The sequence below is a fragment of the Serratia sp. CY81684 genome (genome assembly GCF_052166595.1).
GTDB lineage: Bacteria > Pseudomonadota > Gammaproteobacteria > Enterobacterales > Enterobacteriaceae > Serratia > Serratia nematodiphila.
On sequence record NZ_JBJNOO010000001.1, the window covers coordinates 826,058 to 848,544 of the forward strand.

Consider the following 22,487-nt stretch of genomic DNA (forward strand, 5'->3'; position numbering starts at 1 on the left):
GGCCCGCCGGGCGTTATCGGGCGCAGAAATGCGCCGCCAATCCCTGTTCCAGTTCGTCCAGCAACTGATAGCGGCGGCGATACTCGGCGCGCTTCTTGCTGGCAATCTCTTCGATCGGCTTGCGGGCGATGCGCTCGGGCAGCAGGAAATAGCCGCTGTCGAGCGGTTTGGCGCCCATCGACAGCCAGAACTGATCGTAATCGGCGTGCAGTTGGTCCTTCTTCTTACTCTGGTAACGCCAGTTTTGATAGATATGGGTGGCGTTGCCGACGGCTACGATCCGGCGGATGCCGAGATGCCGAGCCAGCGTGCAAACGCCTTCCAGCACCAGACGTTTAGGGAACAGACCGTGACACTCCTTGGTGGTGTGCTGGATCTCGGCGTGCGGCACCTCATGGTTCGCGCCCTGCAGGCCGCCGATGAACAGCGTCGGCTGCTGCTGATAATGCATCAGCGCAAAGGTGATTTCCGCCAGCATCACGCCGTTGGCGTTGCGCAGCAGCAGCGTGGCTTCCCCTTCCTTATTCAGTTTGTCGATCGCCGCCAGTTCCAGCGAGATCGGCGCTTCGTTTTTGCCCATCGCGCGGGCCAGCACGAAAGGCTGTGGGCCGAGGTGGCCGAGACGCATCTTCAGCGGCATGCGTTGCACGATGAGATCGTAATGATCGCGCAGGGCGAACAAGCATTCGATCTTGCTCATGTTGGCCGCCAGGTAGGGGCGATGCAGCTTGCACGGCAGGTTCGGCTGCGCGTTCAGGATCTCTTCCAGCAGCGGGTTGCTGGCCAGGGTGCTGAGCAGGCCGCTGGTGGTGCGCCAGTTGAGCAGCGAACGGCCGAGAAACTTCAGGCGAAACGAGGTTTTTTTCCAGGCGTTGCTTGGCGCCTTTTCGCCATTGATCAGCGCCGTCATCAGTTGCCAGCCGTTAAGCGGCCGGGGGGAGGCGAGTGGGTAGCTGAGCTGTGACATGATGAAATCCTTGGCTGTGTTGAATGGCGGTATTTCATCAAGGTTTCACTAAACGGGAGTTCAATGCTGAACTGTAACCAGGCGTGTCTCCACATTGTGTTGAGCTAAGGTTTAGTTATTCCCTACGTTGCATGCTAATTTAGCTCCGCCGCCGCAATGGGCGGTGGATATTCACAAGCACAGGCAGGTCCATTTTGACAGGGTTTAAAGAACATAAACGCCGCTGGATACTCGTTCTGGCGGTGATTGCGGCGCTTGCCGCGGCGGCCGTTTGGCACTTTCGCCATCCGGCGCCAACCGATTTCAAAACGGTGAAGGTCACCCAGCGCGATCTGCAGCAGAACGTGTTGGCGACCGGCCAGCTGGACGCGGTGCGCAAGGTTGACGTCGGCGCGCAGGTCAGCGGACAGTTGGAAAAACTGTATGTCGAGATCGGCGACAAGGTGAAAAAAGGCCAGTTGCTGGGGGTTATCGATCCGCAACAGGCGCAGAACAGCATCCGCGAAGGCGAGGCGACGCTGCGCGAGCTGCATGCGCAACTGTTGCAGGCGCAGGCGGAACAGCAGCTGGCGGCGGTCACGCTGCAGCGCAACCAGGCGCTGGCCAGGCTGCAGGCGGTGTCGCGTCAGGATTTGGATCAGGCGGCGACGCAGCTGGCGGTGAAGAAGGCGCAGGTGGGCACCATCAATGCGCAGATCGCGCGGAATCAGGCCAGCCTGGACACTGCCAAGATCAACCTGGCCTACACCCGCATCGAAGCGCCGATGGATGGCGACGTGGTGCAGATCACCACGCTGCAGGGCCAGACGGTGATCGCGGCGCAGCAGGCGCCGAACATTCTGACGCTGGCGGATCTCGGCACCATGCTGGTGAAGGCGCAGGTCTCGGAGGCCGACGTCATTAACCTCAAGCCGGGTCAGAAGGCCTGGTTCACGGTGCTGGGCGATCCGACCCGGCGCTTCGACGGCGTGCTGAAAGACATCCAGCCGACGCCGGAAAAAGTCAACAACGCCATCTTCTATTACGCGCGTTTCGAAGTGCCCAACCCGGAAAGGTTGCTGCGCTTGCAAATGACGGCGCAGGTGCATATTCAGCTGGCCGGCGTTCAGCAGGCGCTGGTGATCCCGCTGGCGGCGCTGGGCGATCAGATCGCCGACAATCGCTACCACGTCTCGGTGCTGAAACAGGGCAAGGAAGAGAAGCGTGAGGTGGCCATCGGCCTGCGCAACAATATCGATGTGCAGATCCTCAGCGGGCTTGAGGCGGGCGATGAGGTGATCGTCAGCCGCGGCGGCGTGGAGGCCGGCTGATGGCGGCGCTGTTGCAGCTGAACGGCATTCGCCGCAGCTACCGTTCCGGCGAGCAGACGGTGGAGGTGCTGAAGGGGATCAGCCTGAGCATCGATGCCGGTGAAATGGTGGCGATCATGGGGGCCTCCGGCTCCGGCAAATCGACGCTGATGAACATTCTTGGCTGCCTGGACAAGCCGAGCGCCGGCGTGTATCGGGTAGCCGGGCAAGATGTGGCGACGCTGAGCGACGATGCGCTGGCGCAGCTGCGGCGCGAGCATTTCGGCTTTATCTTTCAACGCTATCATCTGCTGCCGCACCTGAGCGCGGCGCACAACGTCGAGGTGCCGGCGGTGTATGCCGGGCTGGGCAAAGCGGCGCGGCGCGAACGGGCGGAGGCGCTGTTGCGGCGGTTGGGGCTGGGGGAGCGAGTCAACTATCGGCCGAGCCAGCTTTCCGGCGGCCAGCAGCAGCGCGTCAGTATCGCCCGCGCGTTGATGAACGGCGGGCAGGTGATCCTGGCGGATGAGCCGACCGGCGCGCTCGACAGCCATTCCGGCGAAGAGGTGATGGCGATCCTTAAACAGTTGTGCGCCCAGGGGCACACGGTGATCCTGGTGACTCACGATCCGGCGGTGGCGCGTCAGGCTGAACGGATCATCGAGATCCGCGACGGCGAGATTATCGCCGACTCGCGGCCGGCACCGCAGGAGAATGCGCAGGCCAAGCCGCTGGCACTGGCCGCCGCGGCGCCTTCCTGGCGGCAGATGGGCGGCCGTTTCCGCGAGGCGCTGATCATGGCCTGGCGCGCGATGGCGGCCAACAAGATGCGCACCGCGCTGACCATGCTCGGCATCATTATCGGCATCGCCTCGGTGGTGTCGATCCTGGTGATCGGCGACGCCGCCAAGCAGATGGTGCTGGCGGACATCAAATCCATCGGCACCAATACTGTCGATATCTATCCCGGCAAGGATTTCGGCGACGACGATCCGACCTACCGGCAATCGTTGAAATACGGCGATCTCGATGCGCTGCGCGAACAGCCTTACATCAGTGCGCTGTCGCCGAGCATCAGCAGCAGCATGCGGCTGCGCTTGGGCAACGTTGATGCGGCGGCCAACGTCAACGGCGTCAGCGAGCAGTTCTTCCGCGTGTACGGCATGAGCTTTACCCAGGGCGTCGGCATCGATCCGATGCAGGTACAGTCGCAGGCGCAGACGGTGGTGATTGACGCCAATACCCAACGGCGGCTGTTCCCGCACCAGAAGAACGTGGTGGGGGAAGTGATCCTGGTGGGCAACATGCCGGCGACGGTGGTCGGCGTGGCCAAGGAGAAGCAGTCGATGTTCGGCAGCAGCAAGACGCTGAACGTGTGGGTGCCGTACAGCACCATGGCCAACCGTCTGATGGGCAACAGCTATTTCGATTCGATCACCGTGCGCATCCGCGACGGTTACGACAGCAAGGAAGCGGAGCAGCAACTGTCGCGCCTGTTGACGCTGCGCCACGGCAAGAAGGACTTTTTCACCTATAACATGGACAGCCTGGTGCAAACCGCGGAGAAAACCACCCGCACGCTGCAGCTGTTCCTGACGCTGGTGGCGGTGATTTCGCTGGTGGTGGGCGGCATCGGCGTGATGAACATCATGCTGGTGTCGGTGACCGAGCGCACGCGCGAGATCGGCATCCGCATGGCGGTGGGCGCCCGTTCCGGCGACGTGTTGCAGCAGTTCTTGATCGAGGCGGTGTTGGTCTGCCTGGTGGGGGGCGCGCTGGGGATTACGCTGTCGTTCGCCATCGGCCTGGCGGTGCAGTTGGTATTGCCGGGCTGGCAGATCAGCTTCCCGCCGGCGGCGTTACTGAGCGCGTTCCTCTGTTCCACCGGTATCGGCGTGGTGTTCGGCTATCTGCCGGCGCGCAATGCCGCGCGGCTGAATCCGATCGATGCGCTGGCGCGCGAGTAAGTAAAAGGCATAAAAAATGCCAGTCACACGGCGGCTGGCATTTTTATCGCAGTCAGGGTCAATGCAGCGCGACGCTGCTGGAGGCGTTCAGGACAGCGCCTCGCTTTCCACCGGCACAATCAGACTGGCATGGTTCCCTTTTGGCCCTTGATGCACGTCGAAGCTGACCTGCTGGCCTGCCTTCAACGTTCTGTAACCATCCATCTTGATGGTGGAATAATGCGCGAAAATATCTTCGCCACCGCCGGCTGGGCAGATGAAGCCAAAGCCTTTGGCGTTGTTAAACCATTTAACAGTACCCGTCTCCATGCTTTTACATCCCTCGCAACGCTATTTTAAGTGAGATGAATAACTGAATTCGCACCCGCCGTGGGCGGGTAGCAGGGTGGACAAGGGGTGGTTAAAAGACCACCAGCCACGAATTTACACTCTAGAGCAAATGATCGGGGCGTCAAGGGATCGGCTTTTGTCGGCGGGGAGCAGTTCACCAAAGTTTGAAGCAGGTAACGCTATTGCCACGATTCAGTCACAATTGGCCCGTTTTTTTGCGCACGTTACAGTGCGGCGGGACGATGGCGAAGATGATAAAATAGTAACTATCCCCACTTTGAATAACCGAAACCTGTCCCCATATCAGAGGGCAGAGCAGAGAAGATGAGCAGCGATGGGCAATAACAACGACTGGCTAAATTTTGAACACTTAGCCGAAGAAAAACAAATCGATGCGGTAAAACCGCCGTCTATGTATAAAGTTATACTTAACAACGACGATTACACACCGATGGAATTTGTGATTGACGTTCTGCAAAAGTTCTTTTCTTATGATATTGAACGCGCAACGCAACTGATGCTCACGGTCCACTATCAAGGCAAGGCGATCTGTGGTGTTTTCACCGCCGAGGTGGCGGAAACCAAAGTCGTCCATGTGAACCGGTACGCAAGGGAGAACGAGCATCCGTTGCTTTGTACGCTGGAAAAAGCCTGAATAAGGCAATCTATTGGGGAGGTGCTTATGCTCAATCAAGAACTGGAACTCAGTCTCAACATGGCTTTCGCCAGGGCGCGTGAGCACAGACACGAGTTTATGACCGTGGAGCACCTGTTGCTGGCGTTGCTGAGCAACCCTGCCGCGCGAGAAGCGCTCGAGGCATGTACGGTGGATCTGGCCGCGTTGCGCCAGGAGCTGGAAGCCTTCATCGAACAAACCACACCGACGCTGCCCGCCGGCGAAGAAGAGCGCGACACTCAGCCGACGCTCAGCTTCCAGCGCGTGTTGCAGCGCGCGGTCTTCCATGTGCAATCTTCCGGCCGCAGCGAAGTGTCCGGCGCCAACGTGTTGGTGGCCATCTTCAGCGAGCAGGAGTCGCAGGCGGCCTATCTGCTGCGCAAGCACGACGTCAGCCGTCTCGACGTGGTGAACTTTATTTCACATGGCACGCGTAAAGACGAGCCGGGCCAAGCGCCGAATGCGGAAAACCCGGTGAACGAAGAGCAGTCCGGAGGGGAAGACCGTATGGAAAACTTCACCACCAACCTCAATCAGTTGGCCCGTGTGGGCGGCATCGATCCGCTGATCGGCCGCGATCGTGAGCTGGAGCGCGCGATTCAGGTGCTGTGCCGCCGTCGTAAAAACAACCCGCTGCTGGTCGGCGAATCCGGCGTGGGCAAGACCGCCATTGCCGAAGGCCTGGCCTGGCGTATCGTGCAGGGCGACGTGCCGGAAGTGATGGCGGATTGCACGCTGTATTCGCTGGATATCGGTTCACTGCTGGCCGGCACCAAATACCGCGGCGACTTCGAGAAGCGCTTCAAGGCGCTGCTCAAACAGCTGGAACAGGATCAGAACAGCATCCTGTTCATCGATGAAATTCACACCATCATCGGCGCCGGTGCGGCTTCCGGTGGGCAAGTGGATGCCGCCAACCTGATCAAACCGCTGCTGTCGAGCGGCAAGATCCGGGTGATCGGCTCGACCACCTACCAGGAGTTCAGCAACATCTTCGAAAAGGATCGCGCTTTGGCGCGCCGCTTCCAGAAGATCGATATCACCGAACCGACGGCGGAAGAGACCGTTCAGATCATCAACGGCCTGAAGGCCAAGTATGAAGCGCACCACGACGTGCGTTATACCGCCAAAGCGATCCGCGCCGCGGTGGAGCTGTCGGTGAAATACATCAACGATCGTCATCTGCCGGACAAGGCGATCGACGTGATCGACGAGGCGGGCGCCCGCAGCCGGTTGATGCCGGCCAGCAAGCGCAAGAAAACCGTCAACGTGGCCGATATCGAATCCGTGGTGGCGCGCATTGCGCGCATCCCGGAGAAAACCGTGTCGGCCAGCGATCGCGACGTGCTGAGAAATCTGGGCGATCGCTTGAAGATGCTGGTATTCGGCCAGGATCAGGCGATCGAGGCGCTGACCGAAGCGATCAAGATGAGCCGCGCCGGTCTGGGCCACGAGCGCAAGCCGGTCGGTTCCTTCCTGTTCGCCGGGCCGACCGGGGTCGGGAAAACCGAGGTCACCGTACAGTTGGCCAAGGCGATGGATATCGAGCTGCTGCGTTTCGACATGTCCGAGTACATGGAGCGGCATACCGTCAGCCGCCTGATCGGCGCGCCTCCGGGCTACGTCGGTTACGATCAGGGCGGGCTGCTGACCGATGCGGTGATCAAGCATCCGCATGCGGTGGTGCTGCTCGATGAGATCGAGAAGGCGCATCCGGACGTGTTCAACCTGCTGCTGCAGGTGATGGACAACGGTACGCTGACCGACAACAACGGCCGCAAGGCGGATTTCCGCAATGTGATCCTGGTGATGACCACCAACGCCGGGGTGCGGGAAACAGAACGCAAGTCGATCGGTCTGGTGCAGCAGGACAACAGCACCGACGCGATGGAGGAGATCAAGAAGGTGTTTACGCCGGAGTTCCGCAACCGTCTGGACAACATCATCTGGTTCAACCATCTGTCTACCGAGGTGATCCAGCAGGTGGTCGACAAGTTTATCGTCGAACTGCAGGCGCAGCTGGATGCGAAGGGCGTCTCGCTGGAAGTGAGCGACGAAGCGCGCGATTGGCTGTCGGTGAAGGGCTACGACCGTGCGATGGGCGCTCGTCCGATGGCGCGCGTCATGCAGGAAAACCTGAAGAAACCGCTGGCCAACGAGTTGCTGTTCGGCTCACTGGTGGACGGCGGTTCCGTGAAGGTCGAGCTGGACAAGGACAAGAAGCAGCTGACCTACCACTTCCTCAGCGCCGCCAAGCGCAAAGCGGACGAGGGCGCGGTGCACTAAGGCCGCCTTCAGGCAAAGAAAAAGCGATGCTTCGGCATCGCTTTTTTTATGGGTGAGATTCACCGTACAACAGAAACGAGTGAGCCCTCTCAGTTTACCTGCGCACCTGCAACCCGTTGTGTAACGTCGCTGCGGGGGTAAACGGAAAGGGCTCCCGAGGGATATTACATCCTCGATGCCGCCAGCGTGTGGCGCGCGGTGAGCCGATTAACGGCTACGGAAGACAATGCGGCCTTTGCTCAGGTCGTACGGGGTCAGCTCTACAGTGACTTTGTCGCCCGTCAGGATGCGGATATAGTTTTTACGCATTTTACCGGAGATGTGTGCGGTTACCACGTGCCCGTTTTCCAATTCAACGCGGAACATGGTGTTCGGCAGCGTATCAAGAACGGTGCCCTGCATTTCAATATTGTCTTCTTTGGCCATCGAATCCTCTAGGTCTAACTACCTTAGTTTTTAACCGGCAAGATAATGCCGAAAAACCCCCATTATGTAAAGATGTGTCGGTGAACATTGCACCGTTTCCACCAATTAGTTTGCTGGGCAGGGCGGTTCAACCGTCTGTGGGGATATGACTTGCGGCGCCCAGCACGCCGGTGCCAAAGGCCGCCGTTGAAGGGTGCTGAGCTGCTGCAAAAATTGACGGCGCGGAATTTCACGCGCGCCAAGGCGGGCAGTGTGAGCGTTCAGCACCTGGCAGTCAATCAATTCCCCGCCATAAGCGGCAAAATGGCGACAAAAGGCCATCAATGCGCATTTTGAGGCGTTGGTGACGCGGCTGAACATCGATTCGCCGCAGAACAACGCGCCCTGCGCCACGCCGTACATGCCGCCGACCAGTTGATCATCCTGCCATACCTCCACCGAGTGCGCGTAGCCGAGGCGATGAAGATGTTGATAGGCGCGCTGTACCTCCGGGCCGATCCAGGTGCCTTCATCCGGCCGGTGGGCGCAGGCGGCGATCACTGAGGCGAAGTCGTGATTAAGCGTGATGCGAAACGGATCGTGGCGCAGAAAGCGTTTCAGGCTGCGGTTGAGATGAAACTCGGCCGGGAACAGCACCGCACGCGGATCGGGTGACCACCACAGAATCGCTTCCCCCGGCGAGTACCAGGGGAAGATGCCGCGCTCGTAGGCTGCCAGCAGCCGTGGCGCCGTCAGGTCGCCGCCGATCGCCAGCAGGCCGTTGGGATCGCGCAGGGCGCCCTCAGGCGAGGGAAACGCCAGCGACTGAGGGGAAAGCTTAACGATGCGCATACAGGGTTTCTGCGTCCTCTACGGGCCGATTACGGCGCCAGGTTGCTGATACGGTTGCGAAAGCGGGCATAGCGGCCCTGCTGGCGCATTAGGGTGGCGTGATCGCCCTGTTCGACAATTTGGCCGTCATCCATTACGCAAATGCGATCGAGATGCTCCAGGCCGTACAGGCGGTGCGTCACCAGGATCAGCGTCTTGCCCTGACAATGCCGGCGCAGCAGCGCCAGGATCTGCTGCTCGGTCTCGGCGTCCAGCCCTTCGGTCGGTTCGTCAAGCAACAGCAGCGGGGCAGGGTGCAGCAGCGCGCGGGCGATGCCCAGCCGGCGCTGTTCGCCGCCGGACAGCTGCCGGCCGCCTTCCCCCAGCCAGGCGTTCAGCCCGCCGTCACTGTCCAGCAGTTTGCCCAGCCCCACCTGCTGCAACACCTCGCTCAGGCGAGCGTCGTCGGCATCCGGTGCGGCCAGCCGCAGGTTTTCCCGCAGCGTATCGCTGAAGATATGCACTCGCTGGCTGACGACCGTGGTCATTCGACGCAGCGTGGTTTCATCATAATCTTCCAGCGGTTCGCCGTTGAGCAGAATTTTTCCGCCGTCGGTGCGCCAGGCACGGGTCAGCAGCTGCAGCAGGGTGGACTTGCCGCAGCCGGTGCGGCCGAGCAAGGCGATGTGTTCGCCGGCCGCGACCTCGAGCGTGACGTCGCGCAGCACCGGCTGCGGCTGATCGGGGTAGGTGAAACTTAACTGCCGCAGGCTAAGCTGAGCCCGGTCGGCGGCGGCCGGGCCGACGGCCGGGAAGGAGACTTCCGGTTGGCGATCGATGATCTGTTTGACCCGCGTGGCGGAGGCGATCACCTGGCCGAGGTGCTGGAAGGCGCCGGCCACCGGCATCAGCGCTTCGAACGACGCCAGCGCGGCGAAGACAAACAGCACGATCAGCGCGCCGGGTTGGGTATCGCCGCCGATGCCGGCGGCGGTCAGCCACAGCAGCAGCGTCACCGTCAGCCCACTGGCGAGGATCATCAGCGCCTGCGCCTTGCCGCTCAGCGAGGTCTGCTGCCACTGGCGGCGTTGCCACAGCTGTTCGGTGGCGGTCAGCGTCTGGCGGAAGTCGTTGACGGCGCCGAACACCACCAGCTCCGCCTGCCCCTGCAGCCAGGCGGTCAGGTCGGTGCGGTATTGGCCGCGCAGGGCGGTGAGTTGCCCGCCGATCGGTTTGCCGGCGCGATAGAACACCGGCGGCACCAGCAGCAACAGCAGCAACAGTATGCCGCCCAGCGTCAGGGCGAGCGCAGGATCCAGCCAGCTCAGGCCGTAAGTGACCACCAGGATCACCACCGCCGCGCTGATAAGCGGCGAGATCACCCGCAGATAAAGGTGATCCAGCGTGTCCACGTCCGCCACCAGGCGGTTGAGCAGGTCGGCCTGGCGGAAACGGGCGATGCCGCCCGGCGTCAGCGGCAGGATCTTGCTGAAGGTGAACACCCGCAGGTGCGACAGCACGCGGAAGGTGGCGTCGTGGCTGACCACGCGCTCGGCGTAGCGCCCGGCGGTGCGGAAGATCGCCGCGCCGCGCACGCCGGCGGCCGGCAACATATAGTTGAAGGTCAGCAGGCCCGCCAATCCGGCCAGCGAAGAGGCGGCCAGGAACCAGCCGGAGAGCGCCAGCAGGCCGATGCTGGCCAGCAGGGTGACGATCGCCAACAGGATGCCCAGGCTAATCAGCAGGCTATGGCGGCGATACAACGCCAAAAACGGCAGCAAAACGCGCATGATTAAAGCTCCCCGCGGCGGTGGGCGATAAGAGTGGCGAACAGGCCCGGCTGGGCGCTGAGGGTGGCGTAATCGCCCTGCTGCACGATGCGCCCGTTATCCATCACCCAAATCTGATCGTAGTCTTCGGTATCTTCCAACTGGTGCGTCACCAGCAGGGTGGTTTGCTGATGCGAAGCGGCATTCAACGCCTGCATCACCCGTTGTTCGCTATGGGCATCGAGGCTGGCGGCCGGTTCATCCAGCAGCAGCAGGCGGCGCGGGCCGATCAGCGCCCGGGCGACCGCCACGCGCTGCGCCTGGCCGACCGACAGGCGGGCGGCGTTGTCGCCCACTTCGGTGTCGAGCCCCTGCGGCAGATACGGTAACAGTTCGCTGACGTAGGCGTGTTCCACCGCCTGCTGCAGCTGCGCTTCGTCGGCCTGCGGGCAGCCCAACAGGATATTGGCGCGCAAGGTTTGCGCCGGCAGGTGCGGGTTCTGCCCGACCCAGCTGAGCTGTTGACGCCAGTTTTCTGCGGACAGTTCACGCAGCTCGATGCCGTTGACGGTCAACGAGCCACGGTAGGGCAGGAAGCCGAGCAGCAGATTGAGCAGCGAGCTTTTACCGGCGCCGCTCAGCCCGACCAGCGCCACGCGCTGCCGCGGCTGCAGAGTGAAACTCAGCGGCCCGGCCAGCAGCACGCCGTTCGGCGACAGGATTTCCAACTCGTTCGCCTGTAGCGTCAGCGGTTGATCGGCGGGCAGCTGCCGCGTGCCGTTGCCCATCTGCTCGCCTTCGGCGCTGAGGAAGGTTTCCAGCGCTTCCGCCGCGCCGACCGCCTGCGCCTTGGCATGATAGAAGGTGCCGAGATCGCGCAGCGGTTGGAAGAACTCCGGCGCCAGAATCAGCACCAGAAAACCGGAAAACAGCGTTACGCCGAGGCCATAGCTGCCGAAGTTGAGTTCGCCGAGGTAAGAAAAGCCGAAGTACACCGCCACTACGGCGATGGAAATTGAGGCGAAGAACTCCAGCACGCCGGAGGAGAGGAAGGCCATGCGCAGCACTTCCATGGTGCGGCTGCGGAAGTCTTCGGAGGATTTGGCGATCTGTGCGGTTTCGGCCTGCGCGCGGTCGAACAGCCGCAGGGTGTCCAGGCCGCGCAGGCGGTCGAGGAAGTTGCCGCTCAATCGCGCCAGTGCCACGAAGTTGCGGCGGTTGGCGTCGGCGGCCCCCATACCGACCAGCGCCATGAACAGCGGGATCAGCGGCGCGGTCGCCAACAGAATCAAACCGGCGGCCCAATTGATCGGGAAAACGGCGAGCAGGATCAGCAGCGGGATGAAGACCGCCAGATACATCTGCGGCAGATAGCGCGAGTAATAGTCCTGCATATCCTCGATCTGCTCGACGATGATGCTGGCCCAACTGCCCGCCGGTTTGCCCTGGATCCAGGCCGGGCCGAGCTGCTGTAGCTTATCCAACACCTGCTGGCGCATGCGCTGACGGATCACCTGGCCACACAGGAAACCGACCCGCTCCCGCAGCCAGCTCAACAGCGCCCGCAATGCGAACGCGGCGGCCAGCCAGATAAACGAAGGGAGCAGCTGTTCGCGTGGGGTATGTTCGATGATCAGGGCGTGCAGCAGGCTGGCCAGCAGCCACGCCTGCGCCACGATCAGCAGGCCGCTGAACAGCCCCAACAGCATGGAAAGGCGCAGCCAACGCTGCGCCAACGAACTCTGGGTTTTAAGCCAACGGGTTAACTGTTGCTGTCTGGTTTTTTTCATCAGATATGCGTCTGCGTCGCCGGTGCCCGTTTGTTACAGGCTGGGTTAACGTACTGTTAAATAATAGTGTTTGGCGCAATCGGCGACAAACAAGCGAGGTCCCATGTTACCTCGTCACCCGGCAGACTGAAAATAATAAAGCGGCCAAATGTGGCTATAACAGACGCGGGAAGGAGAGTGCGGAGGGGGGAAACAAAAAAAGCGGCCCGAGAGCCGCTTTTTGCTGATGACGAGAAAGTCTTAGCAGACTTCTGCGCCGGCGATGCCGTCCAGGTAACGTTCTGCGTCCAGCGCCGCCATACAGCCGGTGCCGGCGGAAGTGATCGCCTGGCGGTAGACGTGATCCATCACGTCGCCTGCGGCGAAGACGCCGGGGATAGTGGTTTGGGTCGCATTGCCGTGAATGCCGGACTGTACCTTGATGTAGCCGTTTTCCAGCTCCAGCTGGCCGCCGAAGATGCCGGTGTTCGGGCTGTGGCCGATAGCGATGAACACGCCGGCCAGTTCCAGTTCACGGGTTTCGTTTTCCGCTTTGGTGCTGCGGATGCGCACGCCGGTCACGCCCATTTCATCGCCCAGCACTTCGTCCAACGTATGGTCGGTGTGCAACACGATGTTGCCGCTTTTCACTTTTTCCATCAGCCGGTCGATCAGGATCTTCTCCGAGCGGAAGCTGTCGCGACGGTGGATCAGGTGAACCTCGGCGGCGATGTTGGACAGGTACAGCGCTTCTTCAACGGCGGTGTTGCCGCCGCCGACCACCGCGACTTTCTGGTTGCGGTAGAAGAAACCGTCGCAGGTCGCGCAGGCGGAAACGCCTTTGCCCTTGAAGGCGTCTTCGGAAGGCAGGCCAAGGTAGCGGGCGGAGGCGCCGGTCGCGATGATCAGCGCGTCGCAGCTGTATTCGCCACTGTCGCCGAACAGGCGGAACGGACGCTGCTGCAGATCGACGCTGTTGATATGATCGAAGACAATTTCAGTCTGGAACTTCTCCGCGTGCTCGCGCATGCGCTCCATCAGCGCCGGGCCGGTCAGGCCATCGGCGTCGCCCGGCCAGTTTTCCACTTCGGTGGTGGTGGTCAGCTGGCCGCCTTGCTCCAGACCGGTGATCAGCACCGGATTCAGGTTGGCGCGCGCCGCGTAGACGGCGGCGGTGTAACCGGCCGGGCCGGAGCCCAGAATCAGTAATTTGCTATGTTTAGCCGTGCCCATGAATAACCTCTTTATTCCACAATGGCGGACAATGAAGCCGATTGTAGGGAAAATGGCGCAGTAAAAAAAGCGCCGGGCGACGTTGTTAACGATTTGTATGATAGTTGTCGCCTATTAATGCACCCGCTGTCGGCAAATCGTACGCCGAACGCAGAAATTTACCTTATCAAAGCCGCATTCGGCCGCTGAATCGCCAACCGCGCAAAAACGGCGCATTCTGCGACTTCAGCCGCTCCCCGCCGGGGTTTATCTGCCAGCGATTCATAACCAAAAATGGGATGCAGACTTTTCGTGACGGTACGTTGTTCTGATTTTGCTTCTTTTACTTTGACAATCCGCTGCGCATTTGCGAAAACATCATAGGAAGAAGAAATTATCCCCGTAACACCAGCAAATCGTACGTATTTGCGCCGCGAGGCGGCAATGCGCGATGGGTGTGCGGAGCAGAGCGCGCAAGCGTTTGCTGATTTTTTCTCGACCTAAACGTCGTTACCTGCATCGCGCGGAGTTGGACAGACAGGCTGCGCGGCGTGGAATGATGGTAGTGAAGAAGCATATGACAGGCATCGGGTCTTCGCTTGGAACGAACCCTTACACATTGACGTTGGCTAGGGTGTGGCAAGTGCACGGAAGAAAATAAGAGAGACAATAATAATGGCAGACAACAAGAAACGCCCGGGTAAAGATCTTGACCGTATCGACCGCAACATCCTGAATGAGCTGCAGAAGGATGGGCGTATTTCGAACGTCGAGCTTTCGAAGCGCGTGGGGTTATCCCCAACACCATGTTTGGAACGCGTGCGCCGTCTCGAGCGCCAGGGTTTCATTCATGGCTATACCGCATTGCTTAACCCGCATTATCTGGATGCGTCCCTGCTGGTTTTCGTGGAGATCACGCTGAACCGCGGCGCGCCGGATGTGTTTGAGCAATTCAACTCGGCAGTGCAGAAGCTTGAAGAGATTCAGGAGTGTCATCTGGTTTCCGGCGATTTCGACTACCTGTTGAAAACCCGCGTACCGGACATGTCGGCTTACCGCAAATTGCTGGGCGAAACCTTGCTGCGTTTGCCGGGGGTTAACGACACCCGTACCTACGTAGTGATGGAAGAAGTGAAACAGAGTAACCGTCTGGTTATCAAAACACGGTAAGGTGCAGGTGCAAAACCTGATTAAATTGGTTACACTCCTGTTTATTCATACAGTTTCGGCGCCGGGGCAGTTTCTCGGCGCTGTTGCTATGTCAGCTAACAGGAACCTGGAGAGCCTTTCTTGAGCCAGGAATATACAGAAGATAAAGAAGTTACCCTGAAAAGACTCAGCAGTGGCCGGCGTTTGCTGGAAGCTGTGCTTATCGTGGTAGCGATTTTTGCCGTTTACCTCATGGCTGCGTTGGTCAGTTTCAATCCGTCTGACCCAAGCTGGTCGCAGACCGCGTGGCATGAGCCGATTCACAATCTGGGCGGCGGTGTCGGGGCCTGGTTGGCCGATACGCTGTTCTTCACCTTCGGGGTGCTCGCCTACGCGATACCGCCGATCATGCTGGTCCTGTGCTGGGCGGCTTATCGCCAACGCAGCAACAGAGACTACATCGACTATTTCGCGCTTTCCCTGCGCCTGATCGGCACCCTGGCGTTAGTGCTCACCTCCTGCGGGCTGGCGGCGTTGAACGTCGACGATCTCTATTACTTCGCTTCCGGCGGCGTGATCGGCAGCCTGCTGAGCAACGCCATGTTGCCGTGGTTCAACGGCATCGGCGCTACGCTGGCGCTGCTGTGCGTATGGGCGGCGGGGTTGACGCTGTTTACCGGCTGGTCCTGGCTGGTGATCGCCGAGAAGATCGGCGGGGCGGTGCTGGGCGTCGCGACAGTGATGACCAATCGCTCACGTCGCGAAGAGCGTTATTTTGAGGATGACGAGCGTTACGTCGACGACGAGCCTGAGCAGGCAGGGAAGGGCGCCGCCACAGCGGTTGCCGCGACCGCCGCCGGAGCCGCGGCCGCCGATGACGACGTGCTGTTCTCCGCGCCTTCGGTCACCGAAAGCGCCAAAGCGGCGGCGGAATACGCCGCCGATCCGTTGCTCAGCGGCCTGCGCGCCGACGATGGCGAGCTTGAAGCAGAAGCCGCATCCATCGCGCCGGCGGCTTCGCCTGCACCGGCGGTGAAGGCAGAGATCCACGAGCCCGTTGCCGCGCCGATCGCCACACAGGCGCCGTCGGTGACGGTGGCGCCGGCCGCGCCGGCCTCTGTCAATCAGCACCCGGTGAGCGCCCCGGCGCAAGACGCTACGCCGCCGCTGTATTCCTTCGAGATCCCGGAGGAAACGCCCGCGCCTAAGGCGACGCGTCCTGTCGATCCTTATCAGGATGACGATGAGCCGCGTCTCGGCAACTGGCAAGAGCCGGCCGCGCCGCAGCCGCCGGTGCGTTCTCCCTTTGATTTTACCGCCGCACAGCGTGACAGCGTCGACATCGGCAGTTCGAGCGGTTTCAGCGCCACCGGCGCCAAACCGCAGCCGGATACGGCGGCAGCCGCTGCTGCTGCAGGTGCCGCGGCGGCGACCTTTATGCCGGCCTTCACGGCGACCAGCGACGACAATCCGCAGGTTAAGCAGGGCATCGGCCCTGAACTGCCGCGGCCGAATCCGGTGCGCATCCCGACCCGTCGCGAACTGGCTTCCTACGGCATCAAGCTGCCTTCGCAGCGTGCGGCTGAACAGGAACAGCGCCAGACAGAGGCGGAGCCTCAGCAGCCGGCGACGGTGAACCCGCAGGAAGCAGAGGCGCTACAGGAAGCCGCGCTGCGTCAGGCGTTTGCCGAGCAGCAAAGCCAGCGCTATGGCGAAAGCTACGCGCCTGAGCAACAAGATGACGAGAGCGCATTGCAGGAAGCCGAGCTGAGCAAGGCGTTTGCCGAGCAGCAGCACCAACGCTACGGCGAAGGCTATCAACAGGACGACGAAGAGGCGCAGCAAGAGGCCGCGCTGCGCCAGGCGTTCGCTGAGCAGCAGCAGGCGCGCTACGGCCAGCAAGCACCTGCTCCGCAGGCACCGGCCGCCAGCCCGATCGATACCCGCAATGCTTTCAGCTTCTCGCCGATGGCGGATCTGGTGGACGATGGCCCGAGCGAGCCGATGTTCACGCTGTCCCCGCAGCTTGAAGAGCGCATTGAACAGCAAAGCGAGCAAGAGGACGATGTGCCGTTCGGTCAGTTTGAGCCTGTGGCGCCTGCGGCTCAACCTCAGCAATCGCATCAGCCGCCTCAACAATACCAACAGCCGCAGCCGCAGCAATACCAGCAGCCGCAGCAACAGCAGTATCAACAGCCGTCGCAGCCGCAGCAACCGGCGCAGCAGCAGCCTCAGCAAGCTCAGGCCGAGCAACATCCGGCGATGGACAGCCTGATTCACCCGTTCCTGATGCGCAACGATCAGCCGCTGCAGAAGCCGACCACGCCGCTGCCGACGCTGGATCTGTTGACCGAAGCGCCGAAAGAGGTGGAGCCGGTCGATTCCTTCGCGCTGGAACAGAAGGCGCGCCTGGTGGAGGCCAGCCTGGCCGACTACCGCGTGAAAGCCGACGTGGTGGACATCCTGCCGGGGCCGGTCATCACCCGCTTCGAGCTGGATCTGGCGCCGGGCGTTAAAGCGGCGCGCATTTCCAACCTGTCGCGCGATCTGGCGCGCTCGCTGTCGACTTCGGCGGTGCGCGTGGTGGAAGTGATCCCCGGCAAGCCTTATGTCGGTCTGGAGCTGCCGAACGCCAAACGGCAAACGGTGTATCTGCGCGAAGTGCTGGATTGCCCGGCTTTCCGTGACAATCCGTCGCCGCTGTCCATCGTATTGGGTAAAGACATCTCCGGCGAACCGGTAGTGGCCGATCTGGGCAAAATGCCGCACTTGCTGGTCGCCGGTACCACAGGTTCCGGTAAGTCGGTCGGGGTCAACGCCATGATCCTGAGCATCTTGTATAAGGCCACGCCGAAAGAAGTGCGCTTTATCATGATCGACCCGAAAATGCTGGAGCTGTCGGTTTACGAAGGCATTCCACACCTGTTGACCGACGTGGTCACCGACATGAAAGACGCCGCCAACGCGCTGCGCTGGTGCGTGGGTGAAATGGAACGCCGCTACAAGCTGATGTCAGCTCTGGGCGTGCGTAACCTGGCTGGCTACAACGAGCGCGTCGATCAGGCCGAAGCGATGGGGCGTCCGATCCCGGATCCATTCTGGAAGCCGACCGACAGCATGGACATCACGCCACCGGTGCTGGAGAAAGAGCCGTACATCGTGGTGATGGTCGACGAATTCGCCGATCTGATCATGACGGTGGGCAAGAAGGTCGAAGAGTTGATCGCTCGCCTGGCGCAGAAAGCGCGTGCGGCGGGTATCCACCTGGTGCTGGCGACCCAGCGTCCGTCGGTGGATGTGATCACCGGCCTGATCAAGGCCAACATCCCGACGCGTATCGCCTTTACCGTGTCGAGCAAGATCGACTCTCGTACCATCCTCGATCAGGGGGGCGCCGAGTCCTTGCTGGGCATGGGTGATATGCTCTATCTGGCGCCGAACTCCTCGATCCCGGTGCGCGTACATGGCGCATTCGTGCGCGATCAGGAAGTGCACGCGGTGGTCAAGGATTGGAAAGCGCGCGAGCGGCCCCAATATAAAGAGGGCATTCTCAGCGGCGGTGAAGACGGCGAGGGCGGTGCCGGCGGCGGCATGGACGGCGACGAAGAGCTGGATCCGCTGTTTGACCAGGCGGTGGATTTCGTGGTGGATAAACGCCGCGCCTCCATCTCCGGCGTACAGCGCCAGTTCCGTATCGGCTACAACCGCGCGGCGCGCATCATCGAACAGATGGAGGCGCAGGGCATCGTCAGTGAGCAGGGGCATAACGGTAACCGCGAGGTGCTGGCGCCGCCGCGGCACGATTGATGGTCGTTTAGCCATTGCAATTCAATAAGAAAGGGCCGCTTAAGCGGCCCTTGTGCAAAGAAGCGTAAACCCGTTTCTTCTCGGAACATTGGCCTACCGGCCGATCGCCGGCTTCAGGTAAAGTAACGGGAGTAAAGGGTTGATTGACCCGCACGGCGTCGCCCTGCGGTTAACGCATTTCATAAGGTATCTGGAATAATGAAAAAACTGTTAGTTGCCTGCTGTCTGCTTTCGGGATTCGCTTCTACCTCCGTGCTGGCCGATGCCGCACAGGATCTGCAAAGTCGCCTGGCGAAGGTGAACAGTTTCCACGCCAGCTTCTCGCAAACCGTGACCAGCGCTGAAGGCGCCGCGGTGCAACAGGGTGAAGGCGAGCTGTGGGTGAAGCGGCCGAACCTGTTCAATTGGCACATGACCTCACCCGATGAGAGCGTGCTGGTCTCCGATGGCCAAACCCTGTGGTTTTACAACCCGTTCGTCGAGCAGGTGACGGCGACCTGGTTGAAGAACGCCACCGGCAATACGCCGTTTATGCTGATCACCCGCAATAATGCCAGCGACTGGAAACAGTACAACGTGAAGCAAAAGGGCGATGATTTCGAATTAACGCCAAAATCCGCCAGCGGCAACCTGAAGCAATTCGCCATCAGCGTGACCAACAGCGGCACCATCCGCAGCTTCGCCGCGGTGGAACAGGATGGCCAACGTAGTTCTTATACGCTGAAAAGCCAGCAGAACGTTGCCGCCGATCCGGCCAAATTCAAATTTACCCCGCCGAAGGGGGTGACGCTGGACGACCAGCGCCAGTGAGGTGCAAGTGAGTAATAATCTGTCGCTCGATTTTTCCCAGAACGAGTTCCAGCCGTTGGCCGCGCGCATGCGGCCGACCACGCTGGCGCAGTATATCGGCCAGCAACACCTGCTGGCCGCCGGCAAGCCGCTGCCGCGCGCCATTGAGGCCGGGCAACTGCACTCGATGATTTTATGGGGGCCGCCGGGTACCGGGAAGACGACGTTGGCAGAGCTGATCGGCCGTTATGGCCAGGCGGATGTCGAACGGATCTCCGCCGTGACCTCCGGCATCAAGGAGATCCGCGAAGCGATCGAGCGGGCGCGGCAAAACCGCGACGCCGGCCGCCGCACCATCCTGTTCGTCGACGAAGTGCACCGCTTTAACAAAAGCCAGCAGGACGCTTTCCTGCCGCACATCGAAGACGGCACCATCACCTTTATCGGCGCCACCACCGAAAACCCGTCGTTCGAACTGAACTCGGCGCTGCTGTCCCGCGCCCGCGTTTATCTGCTTAAGGCACTGACCGCCGAAGATATCGGCCAGGTGCTGGATCAGGCGATGAGCGACAAGGCGCGCGGCTTTGGCGATCAGAACGTCGAGCTGCCCGCGGAAACGCGTCGCCTGCTGTCGGAGTTGGTGGGCGGCGATGCGCGCCGGGCGTTGAACAGCCTGGAAATGATGGCGGACATGGCGGAGATCGACGCCAAAGGCGTGCGGGTGCTGACGCCGCAGCTGCTGAAAGAGGTGTCGGGCGAGCGCAGCGCGCGCTTCGACAACAAGGGCGACCGTTATTACGACCTGATTTCCGCGCTGCATAAATCGGTGCGCGGTTCGGCGCCGGACGCCGCGCTGTATTGGTATGCGCGCATCATTACCGCCGGCGGCGATCCGCTCTATGTGGCGCGCCGTCTGTTGGCGATCGCCTCTGAAGACGTGGGCAACGCCGATCCGCGCGGCATGCAGGTGGCGATCGCTGCCTGGGATTGCTTCACCCGCGTGGGGCCGGCGGAGGGCGAGCGCGCCATCGCGCAGGCGATCGTCTATCTGGCCTGCGCGCCGAAGAGCAACGCGGTTTACACCGCGTTCAAGGCCGCCATGCGCGACGCCAGGGAGCAGGCCGATTATGACGTACCTGAGCACTTGCGCAACGCGCCGACCAAGCTGATGAAGGAGATGGGGCTGGGGGCGGAGTACCGTTACGCCCACGACGAACCCAACGCCTACGCCGCCGGCGAGAACTACTTCCCGCCCGAAATGGCTCATACGCGCTACTACCAACCGACCTCGCGCGGGCTGGAAGGGAAAATCGGCGAAAAGTTGGCATGGCTGGCTGAGCAGGATCAAAATAGCCCGACAAAACGCTACCGCTAGCGTGGCCGTTGCGGTAAGGTTAGCGGGTATCACTCTTCTTTTATGCGGCTATAAATCAGCCGCATAGAACAACAACACTTCTTTCAATAACAACAAGCACAGGATTAGCATGCTCGATCCCAATCTGCTGCGTAATGAGCTAGACGCAGTCGCCGTCAAACTGGCTCGCCGAGGCTTTAAACTCGATCTGGATCTGCTGCGTTCGCAGGAAGAACGCCGCAAAGTTCTGCAGGTAGAAACTGAAACGCTGCAAGCGGAACGCAACTCCCGATCGAAATCCATCGGCGCGGCCAAAGCGCGTGGGGAAGACATCGAGCCGCTGCGTCGCGAAGTGAACGAGCTGGGTGACAAGCTGGATGCCGCCAAGGCGGCGCTGGATGCGCTGCAGAGCGAGATCCGAGATTACGCTCTGACGCTGCCTAACCTGCCGGACGACGCGGTGCCGGATGGTAAAGACGACAGCGAAAACCTGGAAGTCACCCGCTGGGGCGAACCGCGCCAGTACGACTTCGCGGTGCGCGATCACGTCGATCTGGGCGAAATGGCCGGCGGGCTGGATTTTGCCGCCGCGGTTAAGCTGACCGGTTCGCGTTTCGTGGTGATGAAAGGGCAAATCGCCCGCATGCACCGCGCGCTGTCCCAGTTCATGCTGGATCTGCACACCGAGCAGCACGGCTACCTGGAGGCCTACGTGCCTTACCTGGTCAACCACGCCACGCTGTACGGTACCGGCCAGCTGCCGAAGTTCGGCGAAGATCTGTTCCATACCCGCCCGCTGGAAGAAGAAGCCGACAGCAGCAACTACGCGCTGATCCCAACGGCGGAAGTGCCGCTGACCAACCTGGTGCGCGACGAGATCGTGGAAGAGGAATCTCTGCCGCTGAAGATGACCGCACACACGCCATGCTTCCGTGCGGAAGCCGGTTCTTACGGCCGCGACACCCGTGGTTTGATCCGCATGCACCAGTTCGACAAGGTTGAAATGGTGCAGATCGTTCGTCCGGAAGATTCGATGGATGCCCTGGAAGAGCTGACCGGCCACGCGGAAAAAGTGCTGCAGCTGCTGAACCTGCCTTACCGCAAGGTGCTGCTGTGCACCGGCGACATGGGCTTCGGCGCGTGCAAGACTTACGATCTGGAAGTGTGGCTGCCGGCGCAGAACACCTACCGCGAGATCTCGTCCTGCTCCAACATGTGGGACTTCCAGGCGCGTCGCATGCAGGCGCGCTGCCGCAGCAAGGCCGACAAGAAACCGCGTCTGGTTCACACGCTGAACGGCTCCGGCCTGGCGGTCGGCCGTACGCTGGTGGCGGTGCTGGAAAACTACCAGCAGGCCGACGGCCGCATTCAGGTGCCTGAGGTACTGCGTCCTTACATGGGCGGCCTGGAATATATCGGCTGAACAGCCAATCACTAGAAAAAAGCGCCTGCGGGCGCTTTTTTTATGTCGGAAATTCAGTCTGTCGCCAGCGCGTAGGCTTGTTTAATGTAGTCCGCCAGGTGCTTGCTTTTCACTTCGGCGGGCGAGTGGAGCTTGATGTGCCGCCGATACTGGCCGTTGCCCTCGAGCAGGTGATAACGATCTTCCAGGCGGTAGCCCTGGCCGAACTCTACCGTGACGTGGCTGCGGTAGGCGAAAACGCCGCAGAAAAATTGAGTATGCGAGAACATGATGCCGCCGTATTTGACCGATTCGGTGATGCCACTGCCGCTCGCCGCAGCGACCCGGCGCACCTGTTGTACGATCTCCAGCAGCTCGCCGTGCGTGCTGCCGATGTCCGCCAGCAAGGCCTCGACCGCCGCATTATTTGCCTGACTCATCTCGCTTCTCCGTCGTTAAATCCGCTCTGCGCTGAGCATAGCGCT

The 22,487-nt window shown here is 61.1% G+C and carries 17 protein-coding genes; 9 read left to right on the forward strand and 8 right to left on the reverse strand.

All coding sequences use genetic code 11. The features are described from left to right. Nucleotides 1–13 precede the first annotated feature (13 nt). Nucleotides 14–967 carry a VirK/YbjX family protein gene (locus ACJ8QF_RS04085; protein WP_004928358.1) on the reverse strand — a complete coding sequence of 318 codons (954 nt, stop codon included), beginning with the start codon at nt 965–967 and terminating at the stop codon, nt 14–16. A gap of 194 nt (nt 968–1,161) precedes the next feature. Between ACJ8QF_RS04085 and macA the strand changes: the two genes are divergently transcribed. Together macA and macB are read left to right on the forward strand one after the other, a co-directional pair. Continuing rightward, entirely contained in the window at nt 1,162–2,277 is a 1,116-nt protein-coding gene (gene macA, locus ACJ8QF_RS04090) for a macrolide transporter subunit MacA (protein WP_442537290.1), read from the forward strand. Continuing rightward, on the forward strand, nt 2,277–4,223 hold the full coding sequence (gene macB, locus ACJ8QF_RS04095; RefSeq protein WP_048322702.1) for a macrolide ABC transporter ATP-binding protein/permease MacB: 1,947 nt from the start codon (nt 2,277–2,279) through the stop codon (nt 4,221–4,223). Before macA ends, macB begins: the two co-directional genes overlap by 1 nt. An 87-nt stretch (nt 4,224–4,310) precedes the next feature. On the opposite strand, the gene cspD is transcribed toward macB, so the two are convergent. Then, nucleotides 4,311–4,532: a cold shock-like protein CspD gene (gene cspD / locus ACJ8QF_RS04100; protein ID WP_004928349.1), complete on the reverse strand. Its 222-nt coding sequence runs from the start codon at nt 4,530–4,532 to the stop codon at nt 4,311–4,313. Nucleotides 4,533–4,887: 355 nt separating this feature from the next. On the opposite strand from cspD, the gene clpS reads away from it, so the two are divergent. After that, a complete protein-coding gene (clpS, locus tag ACJ8QF_RS04105; protein WP_004928347.1) occupies nt 4,888–5,208 on the forward strand; it encodes an ATP-dependent Clp protease adapter ClpS in 321 nt (106 codons plus the stop codon). A 27-nt stretch (nt 5,209–5,235) separates the two neighbouring features. Beyond that, nucleotides 5,236–7,515 (forward strand): ATP-dependent Clp protease ATP-binding subunit ClpA, encoded by a 2,280-nt coding sequence (gene clpA / locus ACJ8QF_RS04110; RefSeq protein ID WP_004928343.1) that lies wholly within the window; start codon nt 5,236–5,238, stop codon nt 7,513–7,515. Between the two features lie 207 nt (nt 7,516–7,722). Here the strand turns inward: clpA and infA are convergent, their stop codons facing one another. From infA to trxB, 5 genes are all read right to left on the reverse strand, one after another. After that, nucleotides 7,723–7,941 (reverse strand): translation initiation factor IF-1, encoded by a 219-nt coding sequence (infA, locus tag ACJ8QF_RS04115; RefSeq protein WP_002211347.1) that lies wholly within the window; start codon nt 7,939–7,941, stop codon nt 7,723–7,725. 105 nt (nt 7,942–8,046) lie between these two features. Continuing rightward, nucleotides 8,047–8,772, reverse strand: coding sequence for a leucyl/phenylalanyl-tRNA--protein transferase (gene aat / locus ACJ8QF_RS04120; protein ID WP_286094019.1), 726 nt, complete (start codon nt 8,770–8,772; stop codon nt 8,047–8,049). Between the two features lie 29 nt (nt 8,773–8,801). Continuing rightward, a complete protein-coding gene (cydC, locus tag ACJ8QF_RS04125) occupies nt 8,802–10,541 on the reverse strand; it encodes a heme ABC transporter ATP-binding protein/permease CydC (protein WP_442537291.1) in 1,740 nt (579 codons plus the stop codon). A gap of 2 nt (nt 10,542–10,543) precedes the next feature. Next, nucleotides 10,544–12,310: a heme ABC transporter permease/ATP-binding protein CydD gene (gene cydD, locus ACJ8QF_RS04130; RefSeq protein WP_442537292.1), complete on the reverse strand. Its 1,767-nt coding sequence runs from the start codon at nt 12,308–12,310 to the stop codon at nt 10,544–10,546. Between the two features lie 240 nt (nt 12,311–12,550). After that, nucleotides 12,551–13,522, reverse strand: coding sequence for a thioredoxin-disulfide reductase (gene trxB, locus ACJ8QF_RS04135; protein ID WP_016928331.1), 972 nt, complete (start codon nt 13,520–13,522; stop codon nt 12,551–12,553). Between the two features lie 654 nt (nt 13,523–14,176). Here trxB and lrp point away from each other — a divergent pair. The 5 genes from lrp (at nt 14,177) to serS (ending at nt 22,023) form a co-directional block, all read left to right on the forward strand. Next, nucleotides 14,177–14,671, forward strand: coding sequence for a leucine-responsive transcriptional regulator Lrp (lrp, locus tag ACJ8QF_RS04140; protein WP_004928318.1), 495 nt, complete (start codon nt 14,177–14,179; stop codon nt 14,669–14,671). A gap of 120 nt (nt 14,672–14,791) precedes the next feature. Further along, nucleotides 14,792–18,457 carry a DNA translocase FtsK 4TM domain-containing protein gene (locus ACJ8QF_RS04145; protein WP_442537293.1) on the forward strand — a complete coding sequence of 1,222 codons (3,666 nt, stop codon included), beginning with the start codon at nt 14,792–14,794 and terminating at the stop codon, nt 18,455–18,457. A gap of 198 nt (nt 18,458–18,655) precedes the next feature. Beyond that, nucleotides 18,656–19,267, forward strand: a complete 612-nt coding sequence (gene lolA / locus ACJ8QF_RS04150) for an outer membrane lipoprotein chaperone LolA (protein WP_004928303.1) — start codon at nt 18,656–18,658, stop codon at nt 19,265–19,267. A 67-nt stretch (nt 19,268–19,334) separates the two neighbouring features. Then, nucleotides 19,335–20,621, forward strand: coding sequence for a replication-associated recombination protein A (locus tag ACJ8QF_RS04155; RefSeq protein WP_049187632.1), 1,287 nt, complete (start codon nt 19,335–19,337; stop codon nt 20,619–20,621). A 109-nt stretch (nt 20,622–20,730) separates the two neighbouring features. Beyond that, on the forward strand, nt 20,731–22,023 hold the full coding sequence (gene serS, locus ACJ8QF_RS04160) for a serine--tRNA ligase (protein WP_004928296.1): 1,293 nt from the start codon (nt 20,731–20,733) through the stop codon (nt 22,021–22,023). A gap of 53 nt (nt 22,024–22,076) precedes the next feature. Here serS and ACJ8QF_RS04165 read toward each other — a convergent pair whose 3' ends face one another. Continuing rightward, the gene (locus ACJ8QF_RS04165) at nt 22,077–22,442 is read right to left on the reverse strand and encodes a DUF1801 domain-containing protein (RefSeq protein ID WP_442537294.1); all 366 of its coding nucleotides are present in this window, start codon (nt 22,440–22,442) and stop codon (nt 22,077–22,079) included. Between the last annotated feature and the right edge of the window lie 45 nt (nt 22,443–22,487).